This is a genomic window from Streptomyces sp. NPDC096311 (genome assembly GCF_044763085.1).
Lineage (GTDB): Bacteria > Actinomycetota > Actinomycetes > Streptomycetales > Streptomycetaceae > Streptomyces.
The window spans coordinates 93,527-108,139 of record NZ_JBIWFN010000008.1; the positions used below are offsets into that span (position 1 = coordinate 93,527).

Here is a 14,613-nt window from a genome sequence, read left to right on the forward strand (position 1 = left end):
CTGCGGGTGGGGGGACTGGTCGCGCAGTTCCCCGCGCCCCTGAAGACTCACAGCCCGTCCGGCGTTCGAGGACGAGGCCGAACACAACTGGCCCCCTCCTGCGCGAGCGAATCGACGGGCTTGCCGGAGCATAATCGTGCATCAATTGACGAGACGCTCTCCATACTTATTCTTGCATTAAGTCGAAAATGAGCTTCCCGTATTCTCCTGCCCGCTTTCCCGGTCCCTAAACGCAAAGATTTCGCGAACGCCAACCGACGTAATTCGGGCACACCTCGTGGCGATTATGTGCCTGTGACGCACTCCACAATGCGTCCACTTCCTCCCCTATTTCCCGGGCAAACCATCCCCTTACACCACCCGCAGCACCGGGCTCTCACGGGCGCGCGATAACACAACGGCGCGTCGTACGTAACCCCGGACGACGATGCAATTTAAGATTTCCCTCGGTAAATTCAATCCGCATGACCGCCGCACAAGCAGACCTGCAAGCGGAATTCCTGGAAATGCCGGAGGGCCTTCGGATCGACCGTCCGAAGGTGGCGGACGGAGCCGCGCTCTGGCATATCGCCAAGGACTCCGGAACCCTCGACCTGAACTCCTCGTACAGCTATCTGCTGTGGTGCCGTGACTTCGCCGGTACCTCGGCGGTGGCGCGCGACGCGGACGGCGTGCCCGTCGGCTTCGTCACCGGGTACGTCCGGCCCGAGCGCCCGGGCACCCTGCTCGTGTGGCAGGTGGCCGTCGACGCCGCCCACCGCGGACGCGGACTGGCCGCGGCCCTGCTCGACGGGCTGACCGCGCGGGTCGCGAAGCAGCGGACGATCACCGCCGTCGAGACCACGATCACGCCCGGCAACACCGCCTCCGAGCGCCTGTTCACCTCGTACGCGCGACGCCACGGCGCACGCGTCGAGCACGAAGTGCTGTTCGAGGCCGGGCAGTTCCCGGACGGACCGCACGACCCCGAGGTGCTCTACCGGATCGGTCCGCTCCCCGGATGACCCCGGGCGGGCCCCAGCCGACCCGGACATCCCCCTGACTTCTCCCTGCCTTCTCCCCCTCCCCCACGCGCCGAGGAGCGATTCGCCGTGAGCATCATCCAGCCCGACCTGAGCGTCTTCGAGACCCTGGAGTCGGAGGTGCGCAGCTACTGCCGCAGCTGGCCCGCCGTCTTCGACCGGGCCCGGGGCAGCCGGATGTTCGACGAGGACGGGCACGAATACCTCGACTTCTTCGCCGGTGCGGGGTCCCTGAACTACGGGCACAACAACCCCGTACTCAAACGGGCCCTCATCGACTACCTGGAGCGCGACGGCGTCACCCACGGTCTCGACATGTCGACGACCGCCAAACGCGCCTTCCTTGAGGCCTTCCAGAACCTCGTCCTACGGCCGCGCGACCTGCCCTACAAGGTCATGTTCCCGGGGCCGACGGGCACCAACGCCGTCGAGTCCGCGCTGAAGCTGGCGCGGAAGGTGAAGGGGCGCGAGGCGATCGTGTCCTTCACCAACGCCTTCCACGGGATGTCGCTGGGCTCGCTGGCCGTGACCGGGAACGCCTTCAAGCGGGCCGGCGCCGGTATCCCGCTCGTGCACGGCACCCCGATGCCGTTCGACAACTACTTCGACGGCCAGGTACCGGACTTCCTCTGGTTCGAGCGGCTGCTCGAGGACCAGGGCTCGGGGCTCAACCAGCCCGCCGCGGTCATCGTCGAGACCGTGCAGGGCGAGGGTGGCATCAACGTCGCCCGGCCCGAGTGGCTGCGCGCCCTCGCCGACCTGTGCCGGCGGCGCGACATGCTGCTCATCGTCGACGACATCCAGATGGGCTGCGGGCGGACGGGAGCGTTCTTCTCCTTCGAGGAGGCGGGGATCGTGCCCGACATCGTGACCGTGTCCAAGTCCATCAGCGGGTACGGGCTGCCCATGTCACTGTGCCTGTTCAAGCCCGAGCTGGACATCTGGGAGCCGGGCGAGCACAACGGCACGTTCCGCGGCAACAACCCGGCGTTCGTCACCGCCGCCGCGGCCCTGGAGACGTACTGGTCCGACGGGTCCGCCATGGAGAAGCAGACCCGTGCCCGCGGCGAGCAGATCGAGCAGGCCCTGATCTCCCTCACCGAGGAGAACCTCGCCGACGTGAAGGAGTACCGGGGTCGCGGTCTCGTCTGGGGCCTCGAGTTCCACGAGAAGGAACGTGCGGGGCGCGTCGCGCAGCGCGCCTTCGAACTCGGGCTGCTCATCGAGACCTCCGGCCCGGAGAGCGAGGTCGTGAAACTCCTCCCCGCGCTCACCATCACCCCCGACGAGCTCGACGAGGGCCTGCGCACCCTCGCCCGCGCCGTACGCGAAACCGTCTGACAGAAAGGCACGGCACCACCGTGATAGTCCGTTCGTTCAAGGACATCGAAGGCACCGACCGGCATGTGAAGGCCGCGACGGGTACCTGGGAGAGCAAGCGCATCGTCCTCGCCAAGGAGAAGGTGGGCTTCTCCCTCCACGAGACGGTCCTGTACGCGGGTACGGAGACGTCGATGTGGTACGCGAACCACATCGAGGCCGTGCTCTGCGTGGCGGGCGAGGCCGAGCTGACCAACGACGAGACCGGCGAGACGCACTGGATCACGCCGGGCACGATGTACCTGCTCGACGGCCACGAGCGCCACACCATGCGCCCCAAGACCGACTTCCGGTGCGTCTGCGTCTTCAATCCGCCCGTCACCGGACGGGAGGACCACGACGCGAACGGCGTCTACCCGCTCCTGACCGAACCCGAGGAGGTCTGAAGCCCCATGACCACGACCACCACGACCAGCCCCACCACCGTCACCGATCTCTACCCCAGCCGCGGCGCCGCCGAGGTGTCCGTCCCCCGCCAGGACCCGGTCGTCTGGGGGGCGCCCGGCACACCCGGGCCGTTCTCCGTGCCCGACCTCCAGGCGTACGAGCGTGACGGCTTCCTCGCGATCGAGGAGCTGATCGGCGAGGACGACGTCGCCCTCTACCGGGCCGAGTTGGAGCGGCTGGTCACCGATCCGGCGATCCGCGCCGACGAACGCTCGATCATCGAGCCCGCCACGCAGGAGATCCGGTCCGTCTTCGAGGTGCACCGGATCAGCGAGGTCTTCGCCGCGCTCGTACGCGACGAGCGGGTCGTCGGGCGGGCCCGGCAGATCCTCGGCTCGGACGTCTACGTCCACCAGTCGCGGATCAACGTCAAGCCGGGCTTCGGGGCCGGCGGGTTCTACTGGCACTCGGACTTCGAGACCTGGCACACCGAGGACGGACTGCCGAACATGCGGACCGTGTCCGTGTCGATCGCGCTGACCGAGAACCACGACACCAACGGCGGCCTCATGATCATGCCGGGGTCGCACAAGACGTTCCTCGGCTGTGCGGGAGCCACCCCGCGGGACAACTACAAGAAGTCGCTCCAGATGCAGGACGCGGGCACCCCGTCCGACGAGGCGCTGACCCGCTTCGCCGGCCGGCACGGCATCAAGCTCTTCACGGGCCGGGCAGGTTCGGCGACCTGGTTCGACTGCAACTGCATGCACGGCTCCGGGGACAACATCACCCCGTTCCCGCGCAGCAACGTCTTCATCGTGTTCAACAGCGTGGAGAACGCGGCGGTGGAGCCGTTCGCGGCGCCGGTCCGCAGGCCCGAGTTCATCGGCGCCCGTGATGTCACGCCCGTGAAGTGACCGCGAGCGTGACGCAGCCGCGCGTGTGAAGGAGCCCCCGTCGGGGTCAGCCGGACAGGACGTCCAGCAGTCGATCGACGTCGGCGGGGGTGTTGTACAGGTGGAAGGCCGCGCGCAGGTTGCCCGCCCGGTCGGAGACCTCGACCCCGGCCTCGCTCAGCTCCCGCTGCCGTCGGCCGAGTCCGGGCACGGACACGATCGGCGAGGCGGGGGCGGCCACCGGCGCGTGGCCGAGCCCCCGGAGCCCGGCGCGGAAACGGTCGGCGAGGGCGAGGTCATGGGCACGTACGTTCGCCACGCCCAGTTCCTCGACGAGCTCCAGCGAGTGCCGGGCGCCCGCGTACGAGAAGAGGCTGGGGCTCTCGTCGAACCGCCGCGCCGAGTGGGCGAGTTCCGCCACCGGGCCGTAGCAGCTGTCCCAGGGCGCCTCACCCGCGACCCAGCCGGCGAACACCGGAGTGAGCCCGCCGAGATCCTCCGGAACGACCAGGAAGGCCACGCCCCGAGGGCAGACAAGCCACTTGAAGGCGACCGAGGAGACGAAGTCGTACCCGTCGGCCTCCATCGGCAGCCAGCCGGCGGCCTGGGAGACGTCGACGTACGTCCGCGCCCCGTGCTCGCGCGCGGCCCGGGCGATGCCCGCCAGATCGGCGATCCGCCCGTCCGCGGACTGCGCGGCGCTGACCGCGACGAGCGCGGTGCCCGGACGTACGGACTCGGCGACCCGCTCCAGCGGTACGGCGCGCAGCTTGAGGTCGCCACGGACGTGGAAGGGGTTCACGACGGAGCTGAAGTCGTCCTCCGCGGTGAGGACTTCGGCGCCCGGCGGCAGCGAGGCGGCGATCAGTCCGCTGTAGACGGCGACCGAGGCCCCGGCCGCCACCCGGCCCGCGGGGACCCCGGCCAGCCGGGCGAAGGCGGCGCGGGCGGCCTCCACGTCGTCGAACATGTCGGACGGCCGTCCGTCGGCGACGGACTCGACGGCGGCGCGCATGGCCTCGACCGTGCGCGCCGGCAGGAGTCCGCAGCTGGCGGTGTTCAGATAGGTGTTCTTCGGGGCGAACTCGGCTCGTACGAGGCTCTCGAAGGTCTCCATGGGACCACTGTGCGGCCCTGAGCACCTCTCGTCCATTACGGAGTTTTACGCGGTTCCGGTAAGGACTGCTTATACGTCCGCCCCGACCTGCGCTTTCACCGCCGTGCCGGACGACCTACGGCTGCGGTACGGCGCATCCGTCCGGGCCGCAGGCCTCCGCGTCGGCGGCACCGTCCTGGATCAGCTTCAGCGGCGGGCGCTCGCCCCACGCCTGGGTCAGAGCCTGTGCGAAGACCTCGGCGGGCTGGGCGCCGGAGACGCCGTACTTGCGGTCCAGGACGAAGAACGGCACGCCGTTCGCGCCGAGCTCGGCGGCCTCGCGCTCGTCGGCGCGCACCTCGTCGGCGTACGCCTCAGGGTCGGCCAGCACCTCGCGGGAGGCGTCGGCGTCGAGCCCGGCGGCGACGGCCAGCTCGACGAGCCGCTCGTCGTCGTTGAAGACGGTCCGCACCTCGGCGAAGTTCGCCTTGTACAGCAGACCGATCAGCTCGTCCTGGCGGCCCCGCTCCTTGGCGAAGTGGAGGAGGCGGTGCATGTCGAAGGTGTTGCCGTGGTCGCGGTCCCGGGTGCGGTACGCCAGGCCCTCGGCGGCGGCCTGTGCGCCCAGGTTCTCCTCACCGGCCTGCGCCTGTGCCTCGCTCATGCCGTACTTCTTGGTCAGCATCCTGAGCACGGGCTGGATGTCGCCCTTGGCGCGAGAGGGGTCCAGCTCGAAGGAGCGGTGCACGACCTCGACCTCGTCACGGTGCGGGAAGGCGTCCAGCGCCTTCTCGAAGCGGGCCTTGCCCACGTAGCACCAGGGACAGGCGATATCCGACCAGATCTCGACGCGCATGTCTTCGGCTCTCTCCAGGTCGTACGAATACGGGCCCCTCCGGGGGCGGGAGTAGGTGAACGTTCAAACGGCCGGTTTCATTCCCCGGTGACGGCGTAGCGCAGGAAGAGGTGGTGATCGCCTTCGGCGGGCGGGTTCTCCGGGTCCGGGACCCAGCCCTGGCGGGCGTAGAAGGCCTGGGCGCGGGCGTTGTCGACGTGCACGTCGAGGGTGGCCGTGTGCTTGCCGTCGGCTCGCCACTGTTCGAGGCAGGCCGTGTGCAGTGCGGTGCCGATGCCTTCGCGCCAGCGGTCGGGAGCGACGTGGAACTGGAAGAGCTTCACGGTGTCGGCGGGGGCGTCCTCCGCGGTGCGGAAGGAGGCGATGCCCACGAGGTGTCCGTCGCGCACCGCGCACAGGACGTGGCCGTCGGGGCGCTCGATGGCACTACGCCAGCGTGCGATCCAGTCGGAGCCGTCTTCCGGCAGGCCGTCCGGGTAGTAGGTCGCACGGGCGCGGGCATGGAGATCGGCGAGGGCGGCGGCCTCGCTGGGCAGCGCGGTTCTGATGACGAGGGGGCCGGTGGTGCGGGGTTTGCTGATCATGCAGCGGAGGACGTGAGGGAGGGGGCCACGGTTCCCACCGCGCGGCCGGCCCCCACCCACGGTCAGCTGCCGTCTCTCAGATCCTTGGGCCAGTTCGGGCGGAACTCGATGCCGTCGTACGTCACCACGCACCCCTCCCCCATCGGCGACTGCGTCATGAAGCCGACGAGCGCGGCGGACGTCTCCTTCTCCTCGCCCAGGGTGAAGAGCCGGACGAACGTCCAGCGCTTGCCGTCGCGGGAGGCGTGGAAGGCGAAGGCCCGACCCGTGCGGCTGATCCGCAGCCAGACGGAACTGCCGTCCACAGTGAAGGAGTTGGCGTCGTCGGAGTGCCCCCGGGTGACCACCGTGCAGACGGTGGGCACGTCCGGGGAGTACTCCAGGCAGAGCTTCGCCCAGGCCCGCTCCCCCACATGGACGTAGAGGACCCCCGCGTCGAAGGCCGCACCGAAGCCGACCGTGACGCGGGCGATCAGCTGGAAGTCCCCCTCCGGCGCCCCGAGGAGACGAGGCGCGTCGGAGGCGGGATCCAGTGCCTCGTCGGTGGGCGGTACGAAGCGGTCCTGGCGGGGGCCGGCCCAGCCGGTGAGTATGCCGTCCTCGTGCGACCAGTGCCCGTCAGGCCCGTAGGTACGGAGGGGGAAAGGAAGTTCGGGAAGTTCGACGTCCATTCACCCATCCTCTCAGGCCCACCGCCCCGCCCCGAAAGAGGCGCGGAGCGCTACCGCTCCAGGTGACCGTCGTAGCGTCGCGGCAACATCAGCGGGTTGTCGTCCCGCAGCTCCGGCGGCAGCAGCGCCTCCGGCGCGTTCTGGTACGCCACCGGCCGCAGCCAGCGCTCGATCGCCGTACCGCCGACCGACGTCGAGGTCGACGTCGTCGCCGGGTAGGGACCGCCGTGGTGCTGGGCGGGGGCGACGGCGACACCGGTGGGCCAGCCGTTGACCAGGACGCGCCCGGCGAGCGGCGTCAGTTCGGCGAGGATCTCCGCGCCGCGGCCTTCGCCCGCCGCCTCCTCCGCCGACAACTGCACGGTCGCGGTGAGGTTGCCGGGAAGGCGCGAGAGGACCGCGCTGGCCTCGGACTCGTCCTCGTAGCGGGCGACGACCGTGAGCGGGCCGAAGCACTCCTCCAGGAGCAGGTCGTGCTCGCCCTCGGTGGCGAGCTTCTGCGCGGGCACGGTCAGGAAGCCGGGGCTCACCGTGTGCTCGCCGCCCGAGCCCGGGGTCACCGGGCTCTCGACGCCGGGGAGCCCGGCGCGCTCGGCGACACCCGCGATGAAGTTGTCGCGCATGCGGTGGTCCAGGAGGACGCCCGCGTCGGTGTCGCTGACGGCGTCGGTCAGGGACTTCACCAGGCGGTCGCCCGCCGCGCCCGCGGGCGCCAGGACCAGGCCCGGCTTCACGCAGAACTGGCCGACGCCCAGCGTCATCGAGCCCGCGAGCCCGGCGCCGATCGCCTCGGCGCGCTCGGCCGCCGCGGCCTCGGTGATCACGACGGGGTTGAGGGAGCCCAGTTCGCCGTGGAAGGGGATCGGCGCGGGGCGCGCGGCCGCCGCGTCGAACAGGGCACGGCCGCCGCGGACGGAGCCGGTGAACCCGGCCGCCGCGACCAGCGGGTGCTTGACGAGTTCGACGCCCGCCTCGAAGCCGTGCACGAGGCCGACGACCCCGCCCGGGATGTCATGCCGGGCGGCGGCCCGGCGCAGTACGGCCGCGACCAACTCGGAGAGCGCCGGGTGGTCGGGGTGAGCCTTGACCACGACCGGGCAGCCGGCGGCCAGCGCGCTCGCGGTGTCGCCGCCCGCGACGGAGAAGGCGAAGGGGAAGTTGGAGGCGGAGTAGACGGCGACGACACCCAGCGGCACCTTGTAGCGGCGCAGGTCCGGAATCGGCGGGGTCGCCGCGTCGTCGGGGTGGTTGATGACGACGTCGAGGAACGCGCCCTCGTCGACGATGCCGCCGAAGGCCCGCAGCTGGTAGCAGGTGCGGGCGAGTTCGCCGGTGAGCCGGACCGGGCCGAGCGCGGTCTCCGCGTCGGCGGCCTCGACGAGCTGCTCCTTGGCCGCTTCGAGCAGGTCCGCGGCGGTCCTCAGGAAGGCCGCGCGCACGGTGCGGTCGGCGAGGGCTCCCCGGGCGGCGTGCGCGGCGCGGACGGCCTCGTCGACCTCCTGGGCCGTGGCCTCCACCGCAACCTGCTCGCGCTGCTTCCCGGTACGGGGGTCGACACTCCAGACTGGTGCTGCTGCCACCGCGGGTCCCTCCAGATGTAATGCCGCAGTTCTTGTCTCACCCACCAGCGGTGTTCGATATACTGAACGCTGTCTCTGATGGTGAATATGATGCGGAGACTATTTCCCGTCGAACGAGGGGGTCAAGGGCGATGTCGGCAGGCGAGACAGGCGGCGGAGCGCAGGTCAAGTCCGCGGTACGGACCGTGGAATTGCTCGAGTACTTCGCGGGCCGGCCCGGTATGCACTCCCTGGCCGCGGTCCAGGAGGCCGTCGGTTATCCGAAATCCAGCCTCTACATGCTGCTGCGCACCCTCGTGGAGCTCGGCTGGGTCGAGACGGACGCGACGGGCACGCGCTACGGCATCGGCGTACGGGCGCTGCTGGTCGGCACCTCGTACATCGACGGCGACGAGGTGGTCGCCGCGGCCCGCCCGACCCTGGACCGGCTCTCCGACGACACCACGGAGACCATCCACCTGGCGCGTCTGGACGGCACGAACGTCGTGTACCTGGCCACCCGCCAGTCGCAGCACTACCTGCGCCCCTTCACCCGGGTGGGCCGACGGCTCCCCGCGCACTCGACCTCGCTCGGCAAGGCGCTGCTCGCCACCCACACCGACGAGCAGGTCCGCAAGCTGCTGCCCGAGACGCTCCCCGCCCTGACCGAGCACACGATCACCGACCGGGAGAAGCTCATCGAGGAGCTGCACCAGGTCCGGGAGCAGGGCTTCGCCGTGGACCGTGAGGAGAACACGCTGGGGCTGCGCTGCTTCGGCGTCGCGATCCCCTACCGCACCCCCGCCCGGGACGCGATCAGCTGCTCGGTCCCGGTGGCCCGGCTCACCCCCGCCCACGAACAGATGGTCAAGGACGCCCTGTTCGACGCCCGCGACCGGCTGACGCTCGCCACCCGGAGGCTCTGAACCATGGACGTCGCGCTCCGCCCGGTCCACGACAGCGATCTGCCGGTCTTCTACCGGCAGATGAACGACCCCGAGTCCCTCCGGATGGCCGCGTTCACCCCCAGGGACCCGGCCGACCGTGACGCCTTCGACGCCCACTGGAAGCGTATCCGCGCCTCCTCCGCCGTGCTGCGCACGATCCTCGCGGACGGCGATGTCGTGGGAAGCGCCGCGGTGTACGGGGAGCCCGGTGAGCGCGAGGTCACCTACTGGATCGACCGGGCGTACTGGGGCCGGGACATCGCGACGGCCGCGCTGCGGGACCTGCTGGCCGAGGTGCCCGAACGCCCGCTGCACGCGCGGGCGGCGGCCGACAACGCGGGGTCGCGGCGGGTTCTGGAGAAGTGCGGGTTCCGGGTCACCGCGAGCGACCGGGGGTACGCGCACGCCCGCGGCGAGGAGACGGACGAGGTCGTCCTCACCCTGGCAGGCTGAGCCGGGCTTCATGAAGGGCGTATGAGAAATACGGGCGGAAGGGAACGTTTCACTCCCGCCCGCCGTCCTTCTCAGCGGGATGAACAAGACGATCAGGCGTGCCGCCGTCTTCACTCTGCTGCTCGTGCTCTCCCTGCTGATCAGGGCGACCTGGGTGCAGTTCTATGACGGCCAGGCACTCGCGGACGACAAGCACAACCGACGGAACGCGATCGAGCAGTACGCGAACCCGCTCGGGAACATCATCGTGGCCGGCCGGGCGATCACCGGCTCCGCGCAGACGAAGGGCAGCGACCTCAAGTACAAGCGGACGTACACCGACGGCAGCCTGTACGCGGCGGTCACGGGCTACAGCTCCCAGGTGTTCGGGGCCACCCAGCTGGAGGGCATCTACAAGAATCTGCTCGACGGTACGGACACCCAGCTGAAGAACCCCCTGGACACGATCACCGACAAGCGCGCCAGTCCTGGTGACGTGGTCACGACCATCGACCCGGACGTGCAGAAGGCGGCGTACGCGGCGCTCGGCAGCAAGAAGGGCGGAGCCGTCGCGATCGACCCGACGAACGGCAAGATCCTCGCGGTCGTCTCCACTCCGTCGTACGACCCCTCGCAGCTGAGCGCCGGTGACTCCGCCGCCTGGACGAAGCTGACGAAGGACGCGGACAAGCCGATGACCAACCGGGCGCTGCGCCAGCCGCTGCCCCCGGGGTCGACGTTCAAGCTGGTGGTCGCCGCGGCGGCGCTGGAGGACGGGCTGTACAAGAACGTGGACACCGGCACGGACAGCCCGAACCCGTACACGCTGCCGAACACGAGGACCCCCCTGTCGAACGAGAGCGCCTCCGCGCCCTGCAAGGACGCCTCGATCCGGGTGGCGCTGCAGTACTCGTGCAACAACGTCTTCGCGAAGATGGCCGTCGACCTCGGGCAGGACAAGGTCAAGGCGATGGCGGAGAAGTTCGGCTTCAACGACAGCTCGCAGGACGTGCCGGTACGGGCGTACCCGAGCGTCTACCCCTCGGACATGGACGAGTCGTCCACGGCGCTGACCGGCATCGGCCAGTACGACGTCACGGCGACCCCGCTGCAGATGGCCATGGTGTCGGCCGCCATCGCCAACGGCGGCAAGCTGGTCTCGCCGCACATGGTGTCCCAGACCAGTGACGCGAGCGGCGATGTGGTGAAGGACTACGACGACATCACCGACACCAGGGAGATCGTCAGCTCGACGACCGCCGAGCAGCTCCAGTCCGCGATGCAGACGGTCGTCACCGAGGGCACGGGCACGAACGCGAAGATCTCCGGCGCGACCGTGGGCGGCAAGACGGGTACGGCCCAGCACGGCGAGAAGAACAGCAAGACGCCGTACGCCTGGTTCACGTCGTACGCGAAGTCCGACTCGAACGGCAAGGAGGTCGCCGTGGCGGTCATCGTCGAGCAGTCCGACGCGGCGAGGTCCGAGGTCAGCGGCAACGGCCTGGCGGCGCCCGTGGCCAAGGCCATGATGCGGGCGGCGCTGAAGAACTGACGCACCGCGCACGACGAAGGGCCGCCCCGCACCCCTGGGGGCGGCCCTTCCTTCGTGCGGTCGCTTCCCTGCCGTGCGGTCACTTCACGCCGAACAGCTGCCTCACCGGATCGATCGCGAAGTACACCAGGAACAGCGCCGACACGGCCCACAGCAGCCAGTGGACCTCACGGATCTTGCCGAGCACCGCCTTGATCACGACGTAGGCGACGAAGCCGGCCCCGATGCCGTTGGTGATCGAGTACGTGAACGGCATCGCCGCGATGGTCAGGAACGCGGGGATCGCGATCTCGTAGCTGTCCCATTCGATGTGCTTGACCTGGGTCATCATCAGGAAGCCGACCGCGACCAGGGCGGGGGCCGCCGCCTGGAGCGGAACGATGGTGAGCAGCGGGGTCAGGAACAGGGCGAGGGCGAACATGCCGCCGGTGATCAGGTTCGAGAAGCCGGTGCGCGAGCCCTCGCCGACGCCGGCCGCGGACTCGATGTAGGCGGTGTTGGAGGAGGCGGAGGCCGCGCCGCCCGCGACGGCCGCGGCCCCGTCGATGAACAGCACCCGGCCGATGCCGGGCACCTTGCCCTCCTCGTCGAGCAGTCCGGCCTCGGCGCTGATGCCGACGATCGTGCCCATGGCGTCGAAGAAGTCCGACAGGATCAGGGTGAAGATCAGCAGGACGACGGTCAGGGCGCCGGTCTCGCCGAAGCCGCCGAACAGACTGAAGTGTCCGACGAGACCGAAGTCCGGGGTGGCCACCACGTCGGAGGGGATCTTCGGCGTGGTCAGGCCCCAACTCTTGATGTCGGCGGCCGAGTTGATGATCACGGCGACCACGGTCATCGTCACGATGCTGATCAGGATGGCGCCCTTGACCTTGCGTGCCATCAGCCCGATGGTGAGCAGCACGCCGAGACAGAAGACCAGCACGGGCCAGCCGGTCAGCGAACCGGTCGCGCCCAACTGCACCGGCACGGTGGTGTTCGCGACGTCCGGGATGCGGCTGACGAAACCGGCGTCCACGAAGCCGATGAAGGCGATGAAGAGTCCGATGCCCACACCGATGGCGTGCTTCAGCGGTTGCGGGATGGCGTTCATGACGGCTTCGCGCAGTCCGGTGAGGACCAGTACGCAGATGATCAGGCCTTCGATGACCACCAGGCCCATCGCGTCGGGCCAGCTCATCAACGGGGCGATCTGGAAGGCGACGACGGCGTTCAGACCGAGGCCCGCGGCGATCGCGAGGGGCAGATTGCCGCCCACGCCCATGATGACGGTCATCACCGCGGCCACCAGGGCGGTGGCCGTGACGAGTTGGCCGCTGTCGAGCTGGTGGCCGAACTTGTCCTTGGCGCTGCCGAGGATGATCGGGTTCAGGACAAGGATGTAGGCCATGGTGAAGAACGTGGCGAATCCGCCGCGTATCTCCCGGCCGAAGGTGGAGCCCCGTTCGGAGATCCTGAAGAACCGGTCGACGCTGTTCGCCGCTGGTGGCGCGGCACTTGGCCGGTCGGCCACCTTCTGGGTTTCGGACATGGCTGCTACTCCTTGTGGCCTGCGTGCTGGGTGTGCGGATGCTGGCTGGATTGTTCCCGCGTTGAACCGCTTTCAGGTTTTCGCCGTGTTACGGAATCGAGTTCGGCCCGCCATACGCTGTTCGAAGCCCTGTACGCATCGCTGGTACGCTCACGCATCTCGCCCCAGGGGGGCACCATTCCTTCACGGGTGGCGCACGGGGGCCGTATACGCACGCACCCGCACCGGTTGCTCAAAAGCCGCAGCAAGGAGAGGTAGCCGTGGGCACTGTCGTCGACGACGCAGCCTCCGTGGAGTTCCACGCCTTCTTCGAGCGGCACCACGCCGAACTCGCCCGCTTCGCCCATCTGTTGACCGGAGAGGCGGACGCCGCCGACGATCTGGCGGCCGACGCGCTGCTCGCGCTGTGGCACCGCTGGGACCGGGTGCGCGCGGCCGACCATCCGGTGGCGTACGCCCGTGGTGTCGTCGCGAACCTGGCCCGCACCCGGATCCGCAGCGCCGTGCGCGAGCGCAGACGGATCACACTGTTCTGGTCGCAGCGCGAGGACAGGACCGAGAACCCCGACGTAGCGGGGAAGATCGACGTCCAGGAGGCGCTGCGCCGGCTGCCGTTCCGTAAGCGCGCATGTGTCGTGCTTCGGCACGCTTTCGACCTCTCGGAGAAGGACACGGCGCTCGCCCTCGGTGTTTCCGTGGGTACGGTTAAGTCCCAGACGTCGAAGGGCATGGCCGAACTCAAGCGGCTCCTCGGCACCGAAGAGGCCCCGATGCGGGTGCACGCGAGTGTGCTGCCCACGGGTGGAGCCGGAGGAAGGGACCGATGAGGAAGGCGCAGGACGTGCACGACGAGCTGCGCGCCGGGCTGCACGAGGCGGCCGAGGCGCATGAGCCCGACCGCGCGCGCATCCTGGCCCGGGTCGAGCGCGGGATGTCCGGCGCCGCCGAGCGTCGCCCCCGGCGCGCGGCGCGTCCGCCGGTGCTCGGCTGGGGACGGATCGTCGGCGCCACGGCCGCGGTGGCGGGCGTCCTCGCGGTCGGCGGTTACTGGGTGGCCGCGGCGGTGCAGGAGAACAACCCGCCGCAGCAGACGGTCGCGGTCTCGCCGAGCCCGGTCGTCTCCCCGGACGCGACGAGCCGCGCGCCCGTCGTGCCGCACCCCTCGCACACCTCGGGGGCCTCGAAGCCGTCCGGGAAGGCGAGCGCCTCTGCCTCGGACACCCCCTCGGCCGCGCACTCCTCGCCCGCCGCCCCCAAGGCGCCCGCCGCGGGCAACCAGGACGGCTCGCTGTGGTCCGACGGCTCGGTAGATCCGCACAGCAACGACTTCTGGGCGCAGAGCAATGTGACCCTGAAGAACGCCGGCGCACTCACCTCGCTCACCGTCGAGTTGAAGATCAGGCAGACCGGCGGGGTCAGCGACGCGGGCTCCTGGCGCTCGGCACCCGAGAGCGACTTCACGACGACGGTCGCCGAGAAGAACGGCTTCCTCGTCTACACCTGGGTGCTCAAGGACGGCCACACCCTGGCGGCCGGCCAGTGGGTCTTCGCGGGCCAGTACAACCACACCCGCGGCGGCCGGGACGCCAAGGACGACCGCTACTCGGCGAACGCGAAGACCACGGACAGGACACTGTCGGTGGCGGGTGACTTCGCCGCCGCGAGCGGCACCGACGGCGACTCGTAGAAAACCGCCTCGA

General features: G+C 69.8%; 15 protein-coding genes. 9 read left to right on the forward strand and 6 right to left on the reverse strand.

The genetic code is table 11. The features are described 5' to 3' along the window. Window positions 1–464: 464 nt before the first annotated feature. The 4 genes from ectA (at window position 465) to thpD (ending at window position 3,706) form a co-directional block, all read left to right on the forward strand. Complete coding sequence (gene ectA, locus ACIRA5_RS21430) at window positions 465–1,004, forward strand: diaminobutyrate acetyltransferase (protein WP_403692918.1); 540 nt, start codon at window positions 465–467, stop codon at window positions 1,002–1,004. 87 nt (window positions 1,005–1,091) lie between these two features. Then, window positions 1,092–2,363: a diaminobutyrate--2-oxoglutarate transaminase gene (gene ectB / locus ACIRA5_RS21435; RefSeq protein ID WP_403692920.1), complete on the forward strand. Its 1,272-nt coding sequence runs from the start codon at window positions 1,092–1,094 to the stop codon at window positions 2,361–2,363. 20 nt (window positions 2,364–2,383) lie between these two features. Further along, on the forward strand, window positions 2,384–2,788 hold the full coding sequence (locus tag ACIRA5_RS21440; protein ID WP_382116131.1) for an ectoine synthase: 405 nt from the start codon (window positions 2,384–2,386) through the stop codon (window positions 2,786–2,788). A gap of 6 nt (window positions 2,789–2,794) precedes the next feature. Further along, entirely contained in the window at window positions 2,795–3,706 is a 912-nt protein-coding gene (thpD, locus tag ACIRA5_RS21445) for an ectoine hydroxylase (RefSeq protein WP_403692922.1), read from the forward strand. A gap of 46 nt (window positions 3,707–3,752) precedes the next feature. Here thpD and ACIRA5_RS21450 read toward each other — a convergent pair whose 3' ends face one another. The 5 genes from ACIRA5_RS21450 to ACIRA5_RS21470 form a co-directional block, all read right to left on the reverse strand. Next, entirely contained in the window at window positions 3,753–4,802 is a 1,050-nt protein-coding gene (locus tag ACIRA5_RS21450; RefSeq protein ID WP_403692924.1) for an aminotransferase class V-fold PLP-dependent enzyme, read from the reverse strand. Window positions 4,803–4,917: 115 nt separating this feature from the next. After that, window positions 4,918–5,637 (reverse strand): DsbA family oxidoreductase, encoded by a 720-nt coding sequence (locus tag ACIRA5_RS21455; protein ID WP_403692926.1) that lies wholly within the window; start codon window positions 5,635–5,637, stop codon window positions 4,918–4,920. A 77-nt stretch (window positions 5,638–5,714) separates the two neighbouring features. Beyond that, complete coding sequence (locus tag ACIRA5_RS21460; protein ID WP_403692928.1) at window positions 5,715–6,221, reverse strand: GNAT family N-acetyltransferase; 507 nt, start codon at window positions 6,219–6,221, stop codon at window positions 5,715–5,717. A 62-nt stretch (window positions 6,222–6,283) separates the two neighbouring features. Next, a complete protein-coding gene (locus tag ACIRA5_RS21465) occupies window positions 6,284–6,892 on the reverse strand; it encodes a DUF1349 domain-containing protein (RefSeq protein ID WP_403692930.1) in 609 nt (202 codons plus the stop codon). Window positions 6,893–6,942: 50 nt separating this feature from the next. Next, on the reverse strand, window positions 6,943–8,472 hold the full coding sequence (locus ACIRA5_RS21470) for an aldehyde dehydrogenase (NADP(+)) (RefSeq protein ID WP_403692932.1): 1,530 nt from the start codon (window positions 8,470–8,472) through the stop codon (window positions 6,943–6,945). 131 nt (window positions 8,473–8,603) lie between these two features. Between ACIRA5_RS21470 and ACIRA5_RS21475 the strand changes: the two genes are divergently transcribed. The 3 genes from ACIRA5_RS21475 to ACIRA5_RS21485 all read left to right on the forward strand — a co-directional run bounded on the left by ACIRA5_RS21475 (window position 8,604) and on the right by ACIRA5_RS21485 (window position 11,382). Then, the gene (locus ACIRA5_RS21475) at window positions 8,604–9,377 is read left to right on the forward strand and encodes an IclR family transcriptional regulator (protein WP_138048348.1); all 774 of its coding nucleotides are present in this window, start codon (window positions 8,604–8,606) and stop codon (window positions 9,375–9,377) included. Window positions 9,378–9,380: 3 nt separating this feature from the next. After that, window positions 9,381–9,851 carry a GNAT family N-acetyltransferase gene (locus tag ACIRA5_RS21480; protein ID WP_403692934.1) on the forward strand — a complete coding sequence of 157 codons (471 nt, stop codon included), beginning with the start codon at window positions 9,381–9,383 and terminating at the stop codon, window positions 9,849–9,851. A 79-nt stretch (window positions 9,852–9,930) separates the two neighbouring features. Then, window positions 9,931–11,382, forward strand: a complete 1,452-nt coding sequence (locus ACIRA5_RS21485) for a peptidoglycan D,D-transpeptidase FtsI family protein (RefSeq protein WP_403692937.1) — start codon at window positions 9,931–9,933, stop codon at window positions 11,380–11,382. Between the two features lie 79 nt (window positions 11,383–11,461). Here the strand turns inward: ACIRA5_RS21485 and ACIRA5_RS21490 are convergent, their stop codons facing one another. After that, window positions 11,462–12,913: an NCS2 family permease gene (locus ACIRA5_RS21490; RefSeq protein WP_403692939.1), complete on the reverse strand. Its 1,452-nt coding sequence runs from the start codon at window positions 12,911–12,913 to the stop codon at window positions 11,462–11,464. Window positions 12,914–13,173: 260 nt separating this feature from the next. Between ACIRA5_RS21490 and ACIRA5_RS21495 the strand changes: the two genes are divergently transcribed. After that, window positions 13,174–13,740 carry a SigE family RNA polymerase sigma factor gene (locus tag ACIRA5_RS21495; RefSeq protein ID WP_403692941.1) on the forward strand — a complete coding sequence of 189 codons (567 nt, stop codon included), beginning with the start codon at window positions 13,174–13,176 and terminating at the stop codon, window positions 13,738–13,740. Next, window positions 13,737–14,600, forward strand: a complete 864-nt coding sequence (locus tag ACIRA5_RS21500) for a hypothetical protein (protein WP_403692943.1) — start codon at window positions 13,737–13,739, stop codon at window positions 14,598–14,600. The genes ACIRA5_RS21495 and ACIRA5_RS21500 overlap by 4 nt, the downstream gene beginning before the upstream one ends. The last annotated feature ends 13 nt before the right edge of the window (window positions 14,601–14,613 follow it).